This is a genomic window from Candidatus Tisiphia endosymbiont of Parasteatoda lunata, from assembly GCF_964030955.1.
Taxonomy (GTDB): Bacteria; Pseudomonadota; Alphaproteobacteria; order Rickettsiales; family Rickettsiaceae; genus Tisiphia.
In genome coordinates this window covers 1,924,858-1,946,160 of record NZ_OZ035003.1, presented here as the reverse complement: position 1 = coordinate 1,946,160, position 21,303 = coordinate 1,924,858, and the positions used below count along the sequence as shown (strand labels likewise).

Annotated in this window: 16 protein-coding genes and 2 pseudogenes; 10 read left to right on the top strand and 8 right to left on the bottom strand. The window is 31.6% G+C overall.

All coding sequences use genetic code 11. From position 1 onward, the window contains the following. Nucleotides 1–63: 63 nt before the first annotated feature. Entirely contained in the window at nucleotides 64–771 is a 708-nt protein-coding gene (locus tag AAHN00_RS12175; protein ID WP_342270905.1) for an IS6 family transposase, read from the top strand. Between the two features lie 343 nt (nucleotides 772–1,114). On the opposite strand, the gene AAHN00_RS12170 is transcribed toward AAHN00_RS12175, so the two are convergent. From AAHN00_RS12170 to AAHN00_RS12155, 4 genes and pseudogenes are all read right to left on the bottom strand, one after another. Further along, on the bottom strand, nucleotides 1,115–2,026 hold the full coding sequence (locus tag AAHN00_RS12170; protein ID WP_342271414.1) for an Rpn family recombination-promoting nuclease/putative transposase: 912 nt from the start codon (nucleotides 2,024–2,026) through the stop codon (nucleotides 1,115–1,117). A 452-nt stretch (nucleotides 2,027–2,478) separates the two neighbouring features. Beyond that, nucleotides 2,479–2,904, bottom strand: a pseudogene (locus tag AAHN00_RS12165) (IS6 family transposase); the annotation flags it as partial. Between the two features lie 251 nt (nucleotides 2,905–3,155). Then, nucleotides 3,156–3,443 (bottom strand): annotated as a pseudogene (locus AAHN00_RS12160) (IS6 family transposase); the annotation flags it as partial. A gap of 238 nt (nucleotides 3,444–3,681) precedes the next feature. Next, nucleotides 3,682–5,121, bottom strand: a complete 1,440-nt coding sequence (locus AAHN00_RS12155; RefSeq protein WP_342272671.1) for a UDP-N-acetylmuramoyl-L-alanyl-D-glutamate--2,6-diaminopimelate ligase — start codon at nucleotides 5,119–5,121, stop codon at nucleotides 3,682–3,684. Nucleotides 5,122–5,298: 177 nt separating this feature from the next. Here AAHN00_RS12155 and AAHN00_RS12150 point away from each other — a divergent pair, with 177 nt between their 5' ends. The 4 genes from AAHN00_RS12150 to AAHN00_RS12135 all read left to right on the top strand — a co-directional run bounded on the left by AAHN00_RS12150 (nucleotide 5,299) and on the right by AAHN00_RS12135 (nucleotide 10,650). Beyond that, a complete protein-coding gene (locus AAHN00_RS12150) occupies nucleotides 5,299–6,633 on the top strand; it encodes an MFS transporter (RefSeq protein WP_342271413.1) in 1,335 nt (444 codons plus the stop codon). 22 nt (nucleotides 6,634–6,655) lie between these two features. After that, nucleotides 6,656–7,912, top strand: coding sequence for an MFS transporter (locus AAHN00_RS12145; protein WP_342271412.1), 1,257 nt, complete (start codon nucleotides 6,656–6,658; stop codon nucleotides 7,910–7,912). 10 nt (nucleotides 7,913–7,922) lie between these two features. Next, the gene (locus tag AAHN00_RS12140; RefSeq protein WP_342271411.1) at nucleotides 7,923–9,695 is read left to right on the top strand and encodes an ABC transporter ATP-binding protein; all 1,773 of its coding nucleotides are present in this window, start codon (nucleotides 7,923–7,925) and stop codon (nucleotides 9,693–9,695) included. A gap of 246 nt (nucleotides 9,696–9,941) precedes the next feature. Beyond that, a protein-coding gene (locus AAHN00_RS12135; protein WP_410521391.1) for an IS6 family transposase occupies nucleotides 9,942–10,650 on the top strand; the annotation gives its coding sequence in 2 pieces (ribosomal slippage) (nucleotides 9,942–10,106 and nucleotides 10,108–10,650; 708 coding nt in all). A 1,118-nt stretch (nucleotides 10,651–11,768) separates the two neighbouring features. Here the strand turns inward: AAHN00_RS12135 and AAHN00_RS12130 are convergent. Both AAHN00_RS12130 and AAHN00_RS12125 read right to left on the bottom strand, forming a co-directional pair. Continuing rightward, nucleotides 11,769–12,335, bottom strand: a complete 567-nt coding sequence (locus AAHN00_RS12130; RefSeq protein ID WP_410521390.1) for an IS982 family transposase — start codon at nucleotides 12,333–12,335, stop codon at nucleotides 11,769–11,771. Nucleotides 12,336–12,514: 179 nt separating this feature from the next. After that, entirely contained in the window at nucleotides 12,515–12,907 is a 393-nt protein-coding gene (locus AAHN00_RS12125) for a transposase (protein WP_342271410.1), read from the bottom strand. A 462-nt stretch (nucleotides 12,908–13,369) separates the two neighbouring features. Here AAHN00_RS12125 and AAHN00_RS12120 point away from each other — a divergent pair, with 462 nt between their 5' ends. The 5 genes from AAHN00_RS12120 to ppdK all read left to right on the top strand — a co-directional run bounded on the left by AAHN00_RS12120 (nucleotide 13,370) and on the right by ppdK (nucleotide 19,378). Then, complete coding sequence (locus AAHN00_RS12120) at nucleotides 13,370–14,239, top strand: Rpn family recombination-promoting nuclease/putative transposase (protein ID WP_342271409.1); 870 nt, start codon at nucleotides 13,370–13,372, stop codon at nucleotides 14,237–14,239. Nucleotides 14,240–14,319: 80 nt separating this feature from the next. After that, complete coding sequence (locus AAHN00_RS12115) at nucleotides 14,320–14,481, top strand: hypothetical protein (RefSeq protein WP_342271408.1); 162 nt, start codon at nucleotides 14,320–14,322, stop codon at nucleotides 14,479–14,481. 316 nt (nucleotides 14,482–14,797) lie between these two features. After that, nucleotides 14,798–15,505: an IS6 family transposase gene (locus AAHN00_RS12110; RefSeq protein ID WP_342271407.1), complete on the top strand. Its 708-nt coding sequence runs from the start codon at nucleotides 14,798–14,800 to the stop codon at nucleotides 15,503–15,505. A 294-nt stretch (nucleotides 15,506–15,799) separates the two neighbouring features. Then, nucleotides 15,800–16,504 carry a YopT-type cysteine protease domain-containing protein gene (locus tag AAHN00_RS12105; RefSeq protein WP_342272670.1) on the top strand — a complete coding sequence of 235 codons (705 nt, stop codon included), beginning with the start codon at nucleotides 15,800–15,802 and terminating at the stop codon, nucleotides 16,502–16,504. A 228-nt stretch (nucleotides 16,505–16,732) separates the two neighbouring features. After that, entirely contained in the window at nucleotides 16,733–19,378 is a 2,646-nt protein-coding gene (gene ppdK / locus AAHN00_RS12100) for a pyruvate, phosphate dikinase (RefSeq protein WP_342271406.1), read from the top strand. Here the strand turns inward: ppdK and AAHN00_RS12095 are convergent. Both AAHN00_RS12095 and AAHN00_RS12090 read right to left on the bottom strand, forming a co-directional pair. Beyond that, nucleotides 19,351–20,268, bottom strand: coding sequence for an RluA family pseudouridine synthase (locus tag AAHN00_RS12095; RefSeq protein ID WP_410521456.1), 918 nt, complete (start codon nucleotides 20,266–20,268; stop codon nucleotides 19,351–19,353). The two genes, ppdK and AAHN00_RS12095, sit on opposite strands and share 28 nt — an antisense overlap. A 5-nt stretch (nucleotides 20,269–20,273) precedes the next feature. Continuing rightward, a complete protein-coding gene (locus tag AAHN00_RS12090) occupies nucleotides 20,274–21,287 on the bottom strand; it encodes a COX15/CtaA family protein (protein ID WP_342271404.1) in 1,014 nt (337 codons plus the stop codon). Nucleotides 21,288–21,303 lie beyond the last annotated feature (16 nt).

The window sequence follows — 21,303 nt, the reverse complement described above, 5'->3', positions numbered from 1 at the left end:
TTCTGTCGCATATGTTGGACAATAGAAAAAAGATTGATATAATGATCTAAAAAAGATGTTAAGATGTTTCGTATTACTGCAAGATTATTATCATATTTCAAAGGATTTTGTTCTTCACCAGAAATAATAATGTTATTTGTCTATATGAAATGCCGATTTTCTTTAAGTTATCGAGATTTGGAAGAAATGATGAGTATAAGGGGAGCAAAAATTGATCACTCTACATTACAAAGATGGGTTATAAAATTTGTACCATTGATAGATCAGGTGGTTAGAAAAAGAAAGAAGCCAGTTGGTAGTAGTTGGAGAATGGATGAGACTTATATTAAATTAAACGGTAAATGGGTTTATTTATATAGAGCACTAGATAGTCTTGGTAATACTGTAGACTTTCTGCTACGTAAGCATAGAGACAAGCCTGCAGCACTTGCATTTTTTCGTAAAGCCTTTAGAGAGAATAATTTTCCTGAGAAAGTAGTAATTGATAAAAGCGGTAGTAATACGGCTGCTCTTAATGATTTGAATACAGAAGTTCCTAAAGATTATAAAATTAAGGTTATTCAGACCAAATACCTGAATAATCTTGTAGAACAAGATCATAGGTTTATCAAAAAACGTACAAAGCCAATGCTTGGTTTTAAGAGTTTTCATTCTGCAGAAATGACTATTACCGGTATAGAAAATATTCGTATGATGCAAAAAAGACAAATAATTGGAGCTAATGATAATCTTTCTACTTTTGAGAATTTTGCTATGTTAATGGCATCATAATGTCCAAAACCTTAGTTTTAACAATCTTGATGTAGTATGATTTATAGATGCGACAAAACCAACTTACGGTGTATTGCGAATCATTTACTCAAAACAAATTTTTCTACATAGAAATTAGTCAGTAAAAAAATAATCAAATAATTACAAAATCGTTAATAAATCATCATGCAAAAATTCTCTAAAAATCATCTTTTTGTACCAAAAATTTAAATCAAAAAAATTAAACTCTCAAATTTTATACAAGAATTTTTGGCTAAGGTATTAAATTTTGAATTTTTCTTAATTTTTAGCACTTTTGACGGGGAGACTAGCTCATATTTGGAATTGCTGATGCTTCCCTTTCTTATTGTATCTGTATATTTAATAATTCCTTGATTTCCTTAATAGACATACCTGTCATCTTAGCAATTGACTCCACAGAATTGCCATTCTGTAACAGTATCTTTACCAATTCAGCTTTACCTATTTGGATACCTCTAGTTTCACCTATTTCGATACCTTCAGCTTTAGCAGTTTCTATTAGGTAATCTTCTGCTGCTTTATTATCCATGATACGTTTAGTTTCTTGCTCGTAAGTTAACAATTCTTCTTCCGTCCAGTTAAACTGGTTTAATTCTTCATAAGCTCTCTCTATTACTTGATCTGATCCTATGATCTTACGTAAGTCCGATTCACTTGTTTCGTCTGCGTGCTTAAAAAAATAACACCACTTCTCTATTATGTTGGTCAGTAAATTTATATCTGTGATTTTAAACTTCGGTAGCTCTATAAAAGTAAAAGAAAAATCCTTTAAATCATGGGCATAGCTATCTTTATCCAAAATAATATGATCAGACTTATAGAATACTTTGTCTTTAAATATAATATTATCGCTAATAGCAATAAATATTACAGCCTTTAAATCTATATATCTAGCTCCTTCTTTCTTACCTTTATTTAACTGCCGTGAATAGGCTTTTGCTGCATAATATTGTGCTCGCTTCTCAAATCCTTCTTGCGGAGATACCTGCATCTCAATAATTAGCTGCACTCCATTTTCATCTTTACATAACACATCTACTATGCTTTGCTTCTTTGAAGCAATCTCTGGTTCTTGAATAGTAGGTAAAAATGTTACTTCTTTGATTCTATCGCTACCTTTAAGCTCTAGCACATCATTAATGAAATGAATAAGAATATCTTTATTCTTCTCCGAGCCAAATATACGGCGAAAGGCAACATCATTTTTAGGATCGAGAAACTTAGTAATAGCCATAAATAGTAATTTATTGAAGAGGTGTTATAGTTTTACATGTTACTCATTATACCATAAAACTCACAAACTACTAAATATTAAATAATCTAGTTTATAGGTAAATTTTTTATTTGATAAATCACAAATTCTAATAATCCTAGTTTTGGTTTTATTATTTTTTGATTCAAATTCATTTGAACCTCCATTTAACATTTATTTATTTTATCAAATGTAAGTTAAATCTCAACTACTGCATATGCAGATAAATTTGTAGTCGATCAGTCTACTTAATAATAAATTTCATATTTTGACTCTCAACTTCTTTAGATAATTTTTTATCAGGACAAGTTAAAATCAAAGAATCGCCTTTCTTTTTATTTTTCACTTTCTTCAAAAAGCCATGTTGTATTAATGGTTTTGTCGCATCTATAAATCATACTACATCAAGATTGTTAAAACTAAGGTTTTGGACATTATGATGCCATTAACATAGCAAAATTCTCAAAAGTAGAAAGATTATCATTAGCTCCAATTATTTGTCTTTTTTGCATCATACGAATATTTTCTATACCGGTAATAGTCATTTCTGCAGAATGAAAACTCTTAAAACCAAGCATTGGCATTGTACGTTTTTTGATAAACCTATGATCTTGTTCTACAAGATTATTCAGGTATTTGGTCTGAATAACCTTAATTTTATAATCTTTAGGAACTTCTGTATTCAAATCATTAAGAGCAGCCGTATTACTACCGCTTTTATCAATTACTACTTTCTCAGGAAAATTATTCTCTCTAAAGGCTTTACGAAAAAATGCAAGTGCTGCAGGCTTGTCTCTATGCTTACGTAGCAGAAAGTCTACAGTATTACCAAGACTATCTAGTGCTCTATATAAGTTAACCACTCTGCACTGCAAGTGCAGAGCTTAATATTACGGCATGAATGCCTCATGTATGTACTAACTTAAAAGTTAGAAACTATTTGTGTATGGCTCATTTAGAAAGTGTCACAACACAAAAAGAATATATCTGTGAAGTGTAAGATTTTGTTAAAAAATATCTTATCTTATCTTATCTTTTCTTGATAAGATATTTAAAATTTATGTTGAAACGACGCACTGCAAGTGCGGGGTTTTTCTCCCAAAGTGGGACAATAAACCCATTTACCGTTTAATTTAATATAAGTCTCATCCATTCTCCAACTACTACCAACTGGCTTCTTTCTTTTTCTAACCACCTGATCTATCAATGGTACAAATTTTATAACCCATCTTTGTAATGTAGAGTGATCAATTTTTGCTCCCCTTATACTCATCATTTCTTCCAAATCTCGATAACTTAAAGAAAATCGGCATTTCATATAGACAAATAACATTATTATTTCTGGTGAAGAACAAAATCCTTTGAAATATGATAATAATCTTGCAGTAATACGAAACATCTTAACATCTTTTTTAGATCATTATATCAATCTTTTTTCTATTGTCCAACATATGCGACAGAAGCTATTGTAGATGTTTTAAGTAATTTTGAGATATCAACTTTTTTCCATGTTTCTGGATGGTTAAATGGAGTGGCATATACAGAATGTATAGTTAATAAGGATGGTAGAATTATATAGAAGGAGACTAAGAATATTCTAAAAATTTGCATATAATTTTATTATTAGTTGATATTTTTTAATTCAAACTTTTTCTGCTTTGTAGAGCTTCCTTGGCTATATCGAAATCACTAAATGGTAGTTTCTCATTACCGATTATCTGATAATTTTCGTGACCTTTGCCGGCAATCAGCAAAATATCATCTTCTTGTAGATTATTTATTGTTTCAATAATTGCAATTTTTCTATTTTTTATTTCTATAAAACTATTAGTGATAGCTATAATACCTTGTATAATTTGCTGCCGTATTGATTTTGGGTCTTCATTCCTCGGATTATCGTCAGTGATAATAACCTCATTGGCAATTTGTGCAGCAACTTGCCCCATTAATGCTCTTTTACCACTATCTCTATTACCCCCACAGCCAAAAATTACTTTCAATAACCCCTTATTTGATTTTATTTTTTTTAGTTCTAGCAAGCTTTTTTCTAAGGCATCTGGAGTGTGAGCATAGTCTATAAAAATATTGCTATTAGCTATTCTCTCTAAACGCCCTTTAACTGCTTTAATTTGCGGTAATTTCGATATGACTTGTTCAAAAGGAAAGCCAGTCAAATGCACCATCATAACGGCAATCAGCAAGTTGGTTGCTTGAAAACTACCAACTATATCGGTAGTAAAATTATATTTCTGCCCGTTATAAGTACAAATTGTCCTGTCGATAATTTTCAGATCACCATTCATACCAACGGTTAAGAATTTTATATTACGTTCCTGTAAATAACTTTTGATATAATCTAATTGTTCTATTTCCGAGTTTAGTACAGCAACTCCTGTCTGCGATAAATTATTTGTAAATAATTTTAGCTTGGCTAAAAGATAGCTATCCATATTCTTATGATAGTCAAGATGATCTTGACTAAAACTAGTAAAGCAGGCAGCATCTACTTTTATACCACATAATCTTTGTTGTTCTAGACCATGGCTAGAAGCCTCAAAAGCTAGATATTTTGTGCCATTCTCAGCTAGCTTATGTAGAATATGCCTGAAAGTTACAGGATCAGGAGTAGTAAGAGCCGGGGATTCGTCTAAAATTTCTTGGATGCTTGTTAAATCCAAACCACCCGAACATTCTACGCCAATGGTTCCGATAGAACAGCTGGGTACTCCTAGTAATGTGTATAGTTGCCTACAATAGGATACTACCGAGGTTTTACCGTTAGTACCAGTAGCAGCTACCATATATTGTGGTAATAAAGGGTAGAGAATATTAGCAGCTTGGCTTAGTGCCAACCGTGCATCACTCACAAGCGTTATATGTACACCATTAGCGATAATGTTAGGGCTCTTTAAACTTTCAGCATCATCGGTAATAATGAATTTTACTCCTTTGTTTATTACATCATCAATAAACTTATTACCATCCGAACTTGCTCCTTTAATGGCGAAGAATATGTCACCAGCTTTAGCTAATCTAGAGTCAAAACACAAACTTTGAGAGTTCAGCTGAGAGGTAATTTTTAAATAGTCAAATAATTTTTGCAATTTAAATATAGCCTAATTAGTTTTTATGTGTATGTTTACCACGTATATACTTAAATCATTTGAGTATACCAATTCTTGAAATCATAGCAGTATATAGTAGCCCATGTAAAGCTAGTAGATAATTTGTTAACAAGAAATTGAGGATTTCTCATGAAAAAGAAAGATTTATCAATTTTAATAGGTAATAGTCTAGATCATTTTGATACGGCTATTTATAGTTTTCTTGCCCCAATTTTATCAATAATCTTTTTCCCCAAAGACGATCCTATAGTTGCTTTGATCTTAACTTATAGCGTACTAGCAACTTCAATAATTACTAGACCAATTGGAGCAATAATTTTTAGTATAATTGTAAAAAAACGAGGAGCAGCTTTGGCTCTATCCTATTCATTAATAGGCGTTGCTGTTACTACTATGTTAATAGGAGTTATACCAACTTATCAAATGATTGGCTGGTTCTCACCATTGATGCTGCTCATTATTCGAATGATGTTAGCAATTTTTGGTGAAGGAGAACATTGTATTGCCAAATTGTATATTGTAGAAAATAAGACGCAAACTCAAGGAGTGAAAGCATCCTATCTATACGAGTTATCAACAATGTTTGGACTTATTATTGCCTCTTTTGTTAGTACAATTCTGATTAGTTCTAATCATCATGAATATTGGCGTTTATGTTGTATATTAGGAGGGAGTACAGGGATTGTAGGGGTTTATCTTAGACGTTATTCCAATATATCTCAAAGAGCAATAGAACAAGAATCCTATATAGCTAACTTGACTAACATTATGTCAAATTCACAAACGTCATTGCAAGAAGCTACTTTAGTAGCAATGAAAAAATCTAGAAAAATGAGGAATGGATTGCTTCATGGGCTTACTATTGCTTGCAATGACTTTGTTAGCTATATATCAAATGTGATATTGAATAATAAGTGCAATATTCTGCGTGTGTCTATAGTTAGTGGCTTTTCCTATATGACATATGTGATACCTTTTGTCGTGATGAATAGTTTTATACCTCTTATTACCTCTATATCTTTGGAGAGGATGATGACGTTTAATACAATCTTATTAATTATGGATGCAGCAATGATTCCAATAATAGGGTCTTTGGTTAAGAAATATCGTCCTGCAAATGTAATGATCATCAGTACTAACATTTTATTTGTTAGCATAGTACCATTGTGGTTATATATGTCTGACGCTTCCTTATGGTATATTAATTTTGTTCGTTTATGGATTATTACGTTAGGGGTAACTTTCTTATGCCCACTAAATTATTGGCTTAATAGTCTATTCCATGGTTCAGATAAATATATGCTGGTTAGTATTGGTGATGCTATAGGTACTTCAATATTTGGAAGATTTACTCCCTCAATATGTATAGCTCTCTGGCATTTTACTGGTTCTTCTATATCTATAGGAATTTACATTGCAATGATTACTTTAGCTACTATATGGGCAGTGAGGAGTATACCATGAAAAACATAATAGATATAGATGTATGACAAGACCGGCATTCCTAATTGCTTTTTTTACAACAATTGTTCGTTATTATGATTATGCTCTTTTTGGTTTATCAGCAACAGTTCTATCCAAGAATTTTTTACCTCTAGGATCAAATGATAGGCAGATATTATTATTTTTTGCTATATTCAGCATAGCTGTAATAGCTCGTCCCATAGGCTCGATCATTTTTGGTTTTATCAGTGATAAATATGGTAGAATTGTATCAGTTAGAATCTCGGTATTTTTAGCTACTATCTCGACAATTCTTATAGGATTAACTCCTAATTTTGATAGAATTGGCATAGTGGCTACAATAATCTTAATATTTTGTCGTATGACATTTTTAATGAGCTTAGCAGGAGAAAGTGATGCTATAAAAATTTACGTTGTAGAAAAAGTAGGTAAGACTAGCAAGAATTGTGCTAGTGGTATCGTGTCATTTTGTAGTCAGGTTGGGGCATTGCTTGCTGCAACAATTTATCATTTTTCTACAGAATTTGACTCAGCAGCTTATTTATGGCGGGCAAATTTTATTATTGGTGGGGTTTTTGGCTTATTTATCATATTCCTGAGGCACTATTTTCATGAAAGTGAGGAGTTCTTAAATTCTAAAAAGGATCATAAATCTCCAGATTATAACTTTTTTTATTTAACAAAGATTATCAAAGATTCATTTAAAAAATTTATTATAGCAATATTAATAAGTGGTTGCATAGGAGGTATTTACCATTTTCTAATTTATTTTTGGGGAGTATTTGCTGTAAAAAGTGCATTAATTATGGATAGCAATCAATCACAAATTATCAATATAGCTTTAATAAGCATTTACGCTATTATGTCAGTATTGTCTGGTTTTTTAGCTGATAGATTTTACCCTAAAAAACAAATCATCATCGCATTATCATTAAGTTTGTTAGTGATAATTATTGTACAATTTTTACTATATAAAAAAATCTCGGTAATTTACTTTCCAGTAATGCTTATCGGACTTGCCCCATTTTACGTAGTGCCATTACAAATTATTGTTCAATCTATGTTTATAACTAATATTAGGGCAAGAATGTGTAGTCTATCCCATTCACTTGGCGGTATGATACTTTCATCGACAACACCATTTTTTTGTATGTTGTTGTGGCAATATTTTAATTCAATATTCTTAGTGCTAGGATTTTTTATGCTATTATTACTAATATTGTTCAGTACAGTAATTTTTCTGTATAGTACAAACGTTATAACAAACCACTATATCTAAGGAGAGAATTTTGCAAAAAAAACATAATCTAATAAATTATGACTATAGTGCCTATAATACTTTAAGAAGGTTAATAGCTGAACATGTAAGACCTTATCTAAAACAGATCGGCATGGCAGTATTTTGTATGGTAATTACGGCTGTGTGTACTGCTTGTATCGTTGATTTAGTGCGACCAACTATTGATCAAATATTTTTAATCGGCAATCGTCAAATGTTATTATTTTTGCCGTTAATGGTAGTGATCACATTTACTATTAAAGGGATAGCTGAATATTATTCAAGTTATTTAGTTAAATTTATCGGTCAGAGAATTCTAACTGATTTACAAATTAAAATGTATGAACATCTATTATTTGCCGATACTCTCTTTATTCAATCTCAATCATCAGGGCGTTTAATATCACGCTTTACTAACGATATTGCCATGATGCGTGGTGCTGTGTCAAATTTACTAGTAGGATGTGCGAAATATTTTTTGACAGTAGTAGGCCTTATCATAGTGATGTTTAAGTTAGAACCTAGGTTATCTTGTATAGTATTTCTAGCATTTCCCCTAGCAATTTATCCAATACAGAAATTAGGGAGAAAAATTCGTAGAATATCAGGACAAGCTCAAGAGGAATTAGCTAATTATACTTCTAGGTTAGATGAAACTTTTCAGTCAATTAAAATTGTTAAGTCTTTCTTAGGAGAGAAAATTGAAAGCAATCGAGCTTTATTGTTCTCTAGTAATATTTTACATTTTTTAAAGAAAACTGCAAAATTGGATGCATTGGTCTCACCAATCATGGAAGTGTTAAGTGGTATTACAGTTGGAGGGCTTATTTGGTACGGTGGATTGTTAGTCATAAAAGGAGAAACTACACCAGGAGCATTTTTTGCTTTTATTACTGCCTTTCTTGCAGCTTATAGACCTTTTAAAAGCTTGGTTTCTTTAAATGTAAATTTACAAGAGGGTATTGCTGCAACAAAAAGAGTTTTTAATGTTCTAGATACTGAGCCTATTATTAAAGATAGTGTAAATGCTCAAAATGTTCAATTAGTTAATCCGCAAATAATTTTTCACAATGTCGAGCTAAAATTTAATGATAAAGTAGCTTTAAAGCTCGTTAGTCTAAAAATAATGCCAGGAAAAACTACAGCTTTTGTTGGGCGTTCTGGTAGCGGCAAAACTTCATTATCTAATTTATTAGTAAGATTTTATAATCCAACTAGTGGACAAATTGTAATTGATGATTACGATATTAAAGACATAAAAATTGACTCTTTAAGACGGCAAATCTCTTTAGTAACGCAAGATACTACATTATTTGACACTAGCGTTGCAGAAAATATTGCTTATGGTAATCCAAATGCTACTCAAAGTGAAATTATTACCGCGGCAAAATATGCTGATGCTGATGAATTTATTTCGCACCTTCCATTTGGCTATGATACGATGATTGGCAATCAAGGTACAACACTTTCAGGTGGGCAGCGTCAACGTTTAGCGATAGCCAGAGCATTTTTGAAGCCGGCAGCAATTTTAGTTTGGGATGAGGCAACAAGTTCGTTAGATCAAAATTCTGAGCGATTAATTTTAAATTCTTTAGTAAATCTTCGCAAAGGTAAGACTACCTTAATTATAACCCATCGTTTATCGAGTATTAAGGACGTTGATCACATAGTTGTTATGAAATCTGGTATGATATTTGAACAAGGAACTCATTCGCAGCTTATAGATAATAAAGCCGAATATTATAAATTATATCATAAGGAATTAGAGGAGGGGGATAAGTGAACATAAAGGGAGTAATTGTCTATTTATACAACAACAAAATGCAAAAACATTCATCTTTTTTAAAAATAGATAAAAAATCCTTGGTAATAATTTATATTTTAGTTTAATCTATAAATTGAATATAAAAAATATTTATGGTTTTTATGGAAGAAGATATTAATTATTGGGACAACTCAAAGTAGGTTCTGTCGCATATGTTGGACAATATAAAAAAGATTGATATAATGATCTAAAAAAGATGTTAAGATGTTTCGTATTACTGCAAGATTATTATCATATTTCAAAGGATTTTGTTCTTCACCAGAAATAATAATGTTATTTGTCTATATGAAATGCCGATTTTCTTTAAGTTATCGAGATTTGGAAGAAATGATGAGTATAAGGGGAGCAAAAATTGATCACTCTACATTACAATAGATGGGTTATAAAATTTGTACCATTGATAGATCAGGTGGTTAGAAAAAGAAAGAAGCCAGTTGGTAGTAGTTGGAGAATGGATGAGACTTATATTAAATTAAACGGTAAATGGGTTTATTTATATAGAGCACTAGATAGTCTTGGTAATACTGTAGACTTTCTGCTACGTAAGCATAGAGACAAGCCTGCAGCACTTGCATTTTTTCGTAAAGCCTTTAGAGAGAATAATTTTCCTGAGAAAGTAGTAATTGATAAAAGCGGTAGTAATACGGCTGCTCTTAATGATTTGAATACAGAAGTTCCTAAAGATTATAAAATTAAGGTTATTCAGACCAAATACCTGAATAATCTTGTAGAACAAGATCATAGGTTTATCAAAAAACGTACAAAGCCAATGCTTGGTTTTAAGAGTTTTCATTCTGCAGAAATGACTATTACCGGTATAGAAAATATTCGTATGATGCAAAAAAGACAAATAATTGGAGCTAATGATAATCTTTCTACTTTTGAGAATTTTGCTATGTTAATGGCATCATAATGTCCAAAACCTTAGTTTTAACAATCTTGATGTAGTATGATTTATAGATGCGACAAAACCAATTTTGATTGCCAGTTATTAATATCTTTCATCTTTACAAATACCTTAATATTTTCAACTCTAAACTAGAATTGGTCTGATGCTAAGATGCCACTAATATCATAGGATAGTCATAAGCCGAATCAAAAAAGATGATTGCTTCAGAAACTAAAGTTGTTGTGTATGTCATAGCAGTATCTCCTTTATGATTAAACTTAAAGTTATCAAGTTTTAACCACCAAAGAACCTTGAGAGATTACTTTGGCGATCGGGGAGTTAGAAAAACTGCCAACAGACAGCTATGTTAACCTTTAGGCTTAAAGAAAAAACCTTAAGCCCTGAACATAGCCAACATCTCCCCGACCATGAAAGTCGAGGATACATCATTTAATGGCTGCTATTCACCACTGTTGGATTACAGGTTTCTACACCCCAAAGTCACTTTGCAGTTACTTCATTTTTAATTTTAAACTATACTACCCTAAAGTCAATAACAGTTTTTTTACCGCTAATTGTTATTTTCGTTGTCTTCCTTTTCTTTATACTTGATTATATCTACTTTTTTACTTATGAAAACCCGCTATACCTTCGAGATTTCGACAATTGTGGTATTTAAGCATACGGGAACACATAGTGACATCTTTAAATGATGATTTAAACAAGTATGGTAACTTTGTTGGTAAAAAAATATCCGTAAAACATGTCGAGCTGTTGAAAAAGTCTATAATCGTTAGTTATTTACTAACATAACCCGAGTTGCCAATTAATTATACTGGCAAAAGCTATATTTAAAGCTGATTCCATGTGAGATTTGATACTAAAACATTTTCCATACAAACATATTTCTAAAAAATATAGTTTTTATTGAGTGTTTTAATGTTACAAATTAACCTCAAACGTTTATAAAACCTAGCTCTGTTCTTATAAATTAATTGGCAACTCGGGTTAGGAAGGGTATTGAATTGCTGTATTGGGAAAATAGAATTTCTAAAAAATTTATGTATGAAATTATCAATGAGTAAAATATGAGCGAAGAAGCAAATTTAATTCATAAACGAGGTAAAATTTTATGTATAACGTCAATTCGGGATAAGGATATTGTGAACATGTAGATTAAAATCAAATTTTGTTGAAGGTTTATTTTTCTTTAATGAGTAAGCAACAAGAGTAGATAATATATGGACAAAGGCATTTATTGGTGATCTATGTCTAGTATGTTCAAGGTTCATTTTATTTTTTAGATAATCAAAAACTGTTTCAATTAAGTTACGCTTTCGAAGTAAGATTTTTTCTTTCAAATCCATTAATTTATTTTCCATATTCTTCTTAATTCCATGAATCATTTTTAAGCCTCTTTCATATAAATTTAAGAACAAATTTTGCTTAATATAACCTTTATCAGCTGCTATAATTCCAGTTAATCTTTTTGTTAACTCCGGTACTGGAACCCTATCATCTACATTGCCTTTGGTCACTTTTAATGCCATAAACTCCCCTTTATTATTGATTATTACATGTAATTTAAAACCATAAAAATACCCCATAGAGGATTTACTATGTTTGGCTAATCCTTTAAAAACTTTATTGCTATAACGCCTTTTATTGTGACAAGCTTTAATCGTTGTAGAGTCAATAAAGTTAACCACTCTGCACTGCAAGTGCAGAGCTTAATATTACGGCATGAATGCCTCATGTATGTACTAACTTAAAAGTTAGAAACTATTTGTGTATGGTTCATTTAAAAAGTGTCACAACACAAAAAGAATATATCTGTGAAGTGTAAGATTTTGTTAAAAAAATATCTTATCTTTTCTTGATAAGATATTTAAAATTTATGTTGAAACGACGCACTGCAAGTGCGGGGTTTTTCTCCCAAAGTGGGACAATAAATACCTGTTTCCTCACCAAACAACAAATGAATCAACATATTTAGCGGTATGAATAATCGTGCCATTAATTCAACAAATCTATTATAACTCAAGGCTTTGGGAAAATCATCCTTATGCATGCACTCTATATAACTTTTATAGAAAAATTTAAAATTCTTAGCATAGGATGTATGAAACATAATTATTATTGTTAACATTTCACTTAGACTCATGCTACAACAGCGATTTCTTTGCTTATTTGATGGTAATAACTTTCTCTGTTCATACTCCAAATAAATTTTACAAAAATCATCTATAAAACTATATAATTCTGTGATATCTTTTTTCATGCCTGTAGTTTGTTTTTTTGTTTAAAAATATAAATACTGCAGGCACTCCTTTTTGACAATCCTTTTATCTATTACTATTTCATCTATATCTTATCCCGAACTGACGTATATTGTATAATGATAGGGTGTATGTTAGATATAAATCATTTTCAAAAGTTATAATCCTCGGAAAACATTGCTAGCTCTTGTGATGAATTCTTCAGTAACCCAATCTCCACCCCACAATACTCACAAAAGAGCAATTAAAATCAATTTATTTGAAGATTTTTAGTGGAGAAGATGGTAGAATAGTATTAGGAGATTTAGCCCACATGAGTAGTGTGTATCGCAGCAACTTCATGCGGCAAGAAAGCAACTACACCGCTTTCAATGAAGGCATGCGAGCTTTGTTTTTGTACATATGCTCGCAAGCGTCAAGAGATGATGGAGTTGATAATATTGAAGGAAAAAGGAGTAGTTGATATGGAAAAATATTTAGACCCAACAAATGATAGTTTGTTTAAGAAAATCTTCCGTGATAAAGAGAATTTAAAAGAATTTCTTAATAGTGTTCTTGATTTATCTGAAATGTACAGAATTAAGGAAATTGAATTTATTCCAGTAGAAGAATTAGCAGGGATTCATAAGGGTAGGAGAAGTGTATTTGATTTAAAAGTTAAAGATGAATCAGGAAACTGGTACATTATCGAAATGCAGAAAAAAAATGAAACCGATTATTTAAAAAGAGTACAATATTATTCTGCGCATTCATATGTTCAACAACTTACGGAAGGTTTAACTCACTTGGATTTATTGCCAGTAATGGTGATTTCATTGATAAAAACTAGAATATTTGATAAAAGAGTGCCTTATATAAGTATTCATAAAAATATTGAGACTACTACTAATAAACAATATTTATTTGACCTCTCTTATGTATTTATAGAGCTTGGAAAATTTAAAAAAACGAAATTAATGAGTGTTGCTGATGAATGGTTACATCTATTCAAATGTGCAACACAAGAGACAGAACCACCTAAAGATATTAAGAGCAGTAAGGTATTAGATGCTTACCATATGATTGAACGGTATAAGCTTACCCCAGCAGAATACGACTTATATGTTAGAACCAAATTGCAGGAAGATGCAGAAGAACTTGCTCTAGCAGAAAATTTTAATAACGGTAAAGCTGAAGGTGAAGAAAAAAAAGCTATAGAAATAGCAAAAGAAATGCTAAAAGAAGGCTATCCTATAGAAACTATAAGTAAATTAACAAAACTATCCATAGAAGAAATAGAATTGCTACGTAAGAATTTGGCTGAAGACACAACTACTGTACTTGACGAAAATTAAATAGGAAGAGTATTGAATTGCTGTATTGGGAAAATAGAATTTCTTAAAAATTTATGTATGAAATTATCAATGAGTAAAATATGAGCGAAGAAGCAAATATTATTAACCATGAAGGCAGCAGCCATGGCAATAATTCATGGCTAGCTAGTGATAAACGAAGTAAAGAAGATGAAAAATATCTAGCTCGCTGGAAATATTTTACCAAAGCGATCTATTTAAAAAACAGGACGAGAAGTTACTGAATTTTTTGTATGGTTTCTCGCAGGATTTGCAGAAACAGCAGCAAAAAGCTATCGAACAAGCACGTAATGCAAATTTTGTTTTATATTTTTGGTAAGTTTTATGAGCTTTTTTTCTAACCCAAAAGTAATTTTTTTTAGAAAAATGATAGTAGGCATATTATTTTGGTATTTAGTTTTATATACAATTGCTTACACTAGGTATCAAATTTCTATTGTAATTTTTGATAATAAATTCACTAGGTTATTTATTGGGTTCTGTCGCATATGTTGGACAATAGAAAAAAGATTGATATAATGATCTAAAAAAGATGTTAAGATGTTTCGTATTACTGCAAGATTATTATCATATTTCAAAGGATTTTGTTCTTCACCAGAAATAATAATGTTATTTGTCTATATGAAATGCCGATTTTCTTTAAGTTATCGAGATTTGGAAGAAATGATGAGTATAAGGGGAGCAAAAATTGATCACTCTACATTACAAAGATGGGTTATAAAATTTGTACCATTGATAGATCAGGTGGTTAGAAAAAGAAAGAAGCCAGTTGGTAGTAGTTGGAGAATGGATGAGACTTATATTAAATTAAACGGTAAATGGGTTTATTTATATAGAGCACTAGATAGTCTTGGTAATACTGTAGACTTTCTGCTACGTAAGCATAGAGACAAGCCTGCAGCACTTGCATTTTTTTGTAAAGCCTTTAGAGAGAATAATTTTCCTGAGAAAGTAGTAATTGATAAAAGCGGTAGTAATACGGCTGCTCTTAATGATTTGAATACAGAAGTTCCTAAAGATTATAAAATTAAGGTTATTCAGACCAAATACCTAAATAATCTTGTAGAACAAGATCATAGGTTTATCAAAAAACGTACAAAGCCAATGCTTGGTTTTAAGAGTTTTCATTCTGCAGAAATGACTATTACCGGTATAGAAAATATTCGTATGATGCAAAAAAGACAAATAATTGGAGCTAATGATAATCTTTCTACTTTTGAGAATTTTGCTATGTTAATGGCATCATAATGTCCAAAACCTTAGTTTTAACAATCTTGATGTAGTATGATTTATAGATGCGACAAAACCACAAAAATTAAATATTGATGTATTTATTCAAAATTTACTTGCTAGTCATCATACTGTCGAAAAGAGAGAAAACAACAACTATTCATGGGATTTTAATCAACTGGAAGATATAAGTACAATAAAGACTAAGGCATCTTCTCTCCATAGTAAAGAACCACATTTACAAAATATGGCTTTACTTGAGTATTATACTACAGGGGAGGGGGGACAAAAGAAAATAAATGACATAAAAAAATATTTTCACATAGTTATAAAAAGCTTACAAAAGAAGCTTTTAGACAAAAGATTGAAGAGTTAATACAACCTCAAAAACTAATTTCTCTTAACACTTTTAGTGATCAACATGCAACTGCTTTATATTTAGATGCAAATAAAATATTGCATTTTTTTGATCCAAATTCAGGTGAAATATCTTATCAAAGCTTTGATTCATTTGTAGATAACTTTTGGAAGCAATTATGTGTATTTACTACAGCAAATCTAAACATAGAAATATTTAGCTTAAATCCTAATGAGGAAGATTGGGGATATTATAAAGATAAACAACAATTTCATTTTAGTTCCGAACAGTTATCCAAAATAATTTGTGAAAAATGCAACAATGATTATTTTGTCAACCAGTTCTTAAAGCACAACATTAGCACTAGTAATATTGAGAAATTAATAAATGATCCTGCACTGAATGAAAACGTAAAAAATGTTTTATTAAAATTAAAAACAGAAATGCAGAATAACAATGATGAGAGTATAAACTCTATTATTAATGATGCTAATGAGTATATGAATACTTTTCTTGATATAAATATTGATACAGCATTAAATCTAAAATTCTTAAAACCTGAGCAAGCTCAAGGGATTATTCATGCTTTAGATTTAAAAGGCTATGAAGAAGAAAAAGTATTAAGCAACGTTATTGGTGATACTCCTGATATAATCTGAAAATCCAAATTTCGGATTAAGAGAAAATAAGAAGTTAAGAGAAAGAAAATTTATTTTAATGAATCCTTATTAAGCGGCACAAAATTTGATCAACTAGAAATCAAGAGAGTGAGGGAAGAAACTTGGGAGACTTGAGTTATGAGATATATTCTAGTACAGGGCATTTAAACATTGCAGCTTATCTAGCCATATTATATAATAATTATCTTAAAAATTGTTTCGGTATTTATGAACAAATGGATCTATTATTTTGGTACTAACGGCGGGGAAGGCAATGCCCAAATGAAAGACATACTTGGTAGTAAAGGAGCTGGTCTTGCTGAGATGTCTAACTTAAATTTACCTATTCCCGATGGTTTTACTATTACTACAGAACTTTGTAATTATTTTTATAAAAATAATTACAATTTGCCTGAAAATTTTAATAAGGACTTAGCGGTAGCTGTTAAAAATTTAGAAAATACTACTGGTAAGATTTTTGGGGATCATAAAAATCCACTACTACTATCCGTCCGTTCAGGCTCAAGAGCTTCTATGCCCGGCATGATGGATACTATACTTAATCTTGGGTATAATGATCAAGTTTGCGATGTGCTATCCAGTACTGGAAATGAAATTTTTGCTCTTGACAGCTACCGAAGATTCTTAGAAATGTACGGATCAACAGTATTATCCGTTTCAAACGGATTATTTAAGAATGCATTTGAAATGCATAAGAGCAAATGTAATATTTATCAAGAGAACGAAATTACTGGGGGTTTCCTAAGAATAATAGTTGAAGAGTTTAAAAAGATAATCTTTAATCATTGTGGTGAATCGTTTTTTGATCCATATACACAACTAGAAGAATCAATAAAAGCCGTATTAAAATCTTGGACAAGTGATAGAGCAATAACTTATAGAAAGCTACATAATATACCCAATGATTGGGGTACAGCGATTAATGTACAGTCAATGGTTTTTGGTAATCAAAACAATAATTCTGCAACAGGAGTAGTATTTTCACGTTGCCCTGCAACTGGTGAAAATAAGCTTTTTGGTGAATATCTAGTAAACGCCCAAGGTGAAGATGTAGTGTCAGGGACAAGAACCCCAAGCCCTATTATGTCAAACGATCATATTCCTGATTGCTCAATGCAAACAGTTATGCCACAAATATTTGATCAATTACAAAAAATTTGTAAGAAGTTAGAACTACATTACTTGGATATACAAGATATAGAATTCACCGTGGAAAACGGTAAGTTCTATGTCTTGCAAACACGTACTGCTAAAAGAACAGCTTTAGCCAGTATTAAAATTGCCACGGATATGGTACAAGAAGGACTGATTACTAAACAACAAGCAATAATGTGTCTAGATCCGGAATCTCTAACTCAGCTTTTGCACACGGCTATTGATTATAGCAATACTCTAAGCCCCATTGCTAAAGGACTGCCAGCATCTCCTGGGGCTGCCACTGGTATAGTAGTTTTTTCTCCATATGATGCCGAGAAAATGTCGCATCACCATAAAGTAATTTTGGTACGCCATGATACTAGTCCTGAAGATATAAATGGTATGTATGTTTCAGCCGGTATTCTTACAGCTAGAGGCGGAATGACATCACATGCGGCTGTAGTCGCTAGAGGATTAGGAAAACCATGTGTTTGCGGGGCAAGTGATGTGGTAATAGATGAAAAAAAACAGCTCTTTAAAATAGGGGAAACTATCATTAATTATGGTGACTTAATAACTATAGATGGTGGAACAGGAAAAATTTTTTTAGGGGAAGTACCACTTATTCAACCTAGTTTTACTAAGGAATTTCAAACAATTTTAGATTGGGCAGATGAATTTGCTACTTTAAAAGTTAGAGCCAATGCTGAAACTATTTTAGACGCTGGTGTTTCCATGAAATTTGGGGCGTGTGGAATTGGACTATGTAGAACAGAACATATGTTTTTTGACCCTGATAAAATTCCATTAGTACGAGAAATGATAATTGCTCCTGATATAGAACGGAGAAAACATGCAATAAATAAATTATTGCCCTTGCAAATTCGAGATTTTAAGGCATTATTTCGAATTATGCATAGTAAAGCCGTAAATATAAGACTGCTTGACCCTCCTTTACATGAATTTTTGCCAACAACAGAGATTGATAAAAGAAACTTAGCAGATGTTATGAATCTACCTTTAGCTGTTGTGGAACAACGTTTGCACGCACTATATGAAGTGAATCCTATGCTTGGACATAGAGGATGTCGCCTTGGTATTTCTTATCCTGAAATTTATCAAATGCAAATAATGGCAATTCTTACTGCTATCAGAGAATTGCAGATTGAAGAGAATATAAATATTGTTCTAGAGTTAATGATTCCTTTAATCAGTGACGTTAATGAGCTAAAAGCTTTAAAGATACATATACAAGATGTGATCATTGACATGGAGAATACTAACCAATGTAAGTTTGATTTTACTCTTGGTACTATGATCGAACTACCAAGAGCTGCTTTAAAAGCTGGAGAAATTGCCAAGCAGGTAGATTACTTTAGCTTTGGTACCAATGATTTAACGCAAACAACTTATGGAATTTCTCGAGATGATGTAGCATCATTTTTCCCGGATTATTTGGAGAAAAAAATCTTTGCATTTGATCCTTTTAGTAAATTAGATGAGGAAGGGGTAGGGGAGTTAATAGAAATTGCTATAAAACGTGGGTTAAAAAACAATCCTACATTAAAACTTGGCGTATGCGGAGAACATGCGGGCAATCCTGATTCTATAGAGTTTTTTCATAAAATTGGTTTGCATTATATATCCTGTTCACCATACCGCATTCCTATAGCCAGGATTGCCGCAGCTCAAGCGGAAATAAAGAGATGTGGGTAAAAATATCCCGGTAAATCTATATTAATTATTATTTCTTTAGCAAATATTTTCTCCGGTAAGATTATTCTTTTGGCATGTAATAACATTTCCTTGGATAAAGCCATGGCTTCTTGAGTACCATATTTTGTGTCACCTATTATGGGACAACCCAGCATTTTCGCATGAAATCGGAGTTGATGCATTCTGCCAGTAAGAGGAGTGAACTCAACTAGAGTCAAACCATTATTTAAGTTTTTCAGCAATTTATAGCAAGTTATGGCTAATTTGCCATGTTCTTCATCATTTTGTACAGTCTCATACGCCCCTCCCCTATTCTTCCCTATCATACCACTAATTTCTCCTTCATGTTGCGGAAGGTTACCTAAAACTACTGCAATATAGGTTTTCTGAATATTCTTTTCCTTAAAGGCTTTCACTAATTTTATACTACTCGCATAATTTTTAGCGATTAGTAATATACCTGAAGTATCTTTATCTAACCTATGTACTAGTTTTAAATCTGCCCCTTGGCTATTTAAATATTGTAGTGCATCATCTATAGATAGGCTTATTTTACTACCACCTTGGGTTGCAAGACCTACTGGCTTATTAATTCCTATAAGCCACTCATCCTGATAAACTAGGTAATCCTTCATTAACTTACCGGCTAGTATAACTGCAGAACTAGAAAAAATCTTATCAGAAACTTTTTTAGGTTCTAAATTTAAACTATCCTCTATAAAAATTTGATCCCCAGCCTTTATTCGCAAATTTGCCGCTACCTTACAAGAATTAACCATTATCTGTTTAAACCTTAAGGCACGCTCAACCATCCCTTGGGTAAAGCTAGGATATAATTTCTTCAAGTAACGATCCAACCTACAAGGTAGTTCTATATCTACATTTAATATTGCCACTAGCTACTCTTTAACAAAAAATACCCCCATAATATACATGATAATAGTATAATAGCAAAAATCTGATGCACTAAGGCCATTAATATAGGTACTGAATATAAAATAGTAATTATGCCAGCTAACATTTGTAATATCAGCACACCAACAATATAATAAGCAACTTTGTTTAATTTAGGATGCTTGGTTTTTATTAGACTCAACACTAACAAACCAACACTAGTACAAACAATATACGCTCCAATTCTATGGATAAACTGAACAAAAACAGCATCACTTAAACTATCTCTACTCAATAGTTTAAAAGCTATTTCTTGAGGTATAAAACTATTCCCCATTAACGGAAAGCTATTATATACAAGCCCTGCATCAAGACCTGCAACTAGACCACCTAAAAAAATCTGTATATAAACTATAATAATAGTGAATATACAAAAGAATTTTGCTAAATTTAAACTTATTGACCGTTCAACTAGTAAAATATCAAAACTATTTTTCATCAGCTGATAGAACAGTAAATTATAGATAATAACTGCAATAACCAAATGACAAGCTAAACGGAAATGACTGACATATGGTTGCAAAATTAGACCACTTTTCACCATATACCAGCCCATAAATCCTTGGACTGCAAATAATAACGATATCGCCAAATATACAGGCAGTAACCTTGTATCAATCCGTCCACGTACAAAAAAATATAGTAATGGTACTAGATACAACAAACCTGTTACTCTGCCAGCAAAACGGTGAATAAATTCAAGCCAAAAAATAAATTTAAACTCTGAAAGAGTCATATTAGTATTTTTTTGCTTATATTCGACAGATTGTTGATATTTAGCAAATTCATCCTGCCAGTCAGCATTACCCAGCGGGGGAACGATACCTGAAACCGGTTTCCATTCAACAATTGATAAACCAGCATCAGTAAGCCTAGTGAGACCTCCTAAAAAAATCATAAATATTACCATGCAGCAGCATACCACCAACCAACGCTTTACTAATATGTGTGACATTAGACCCGCTACCTTT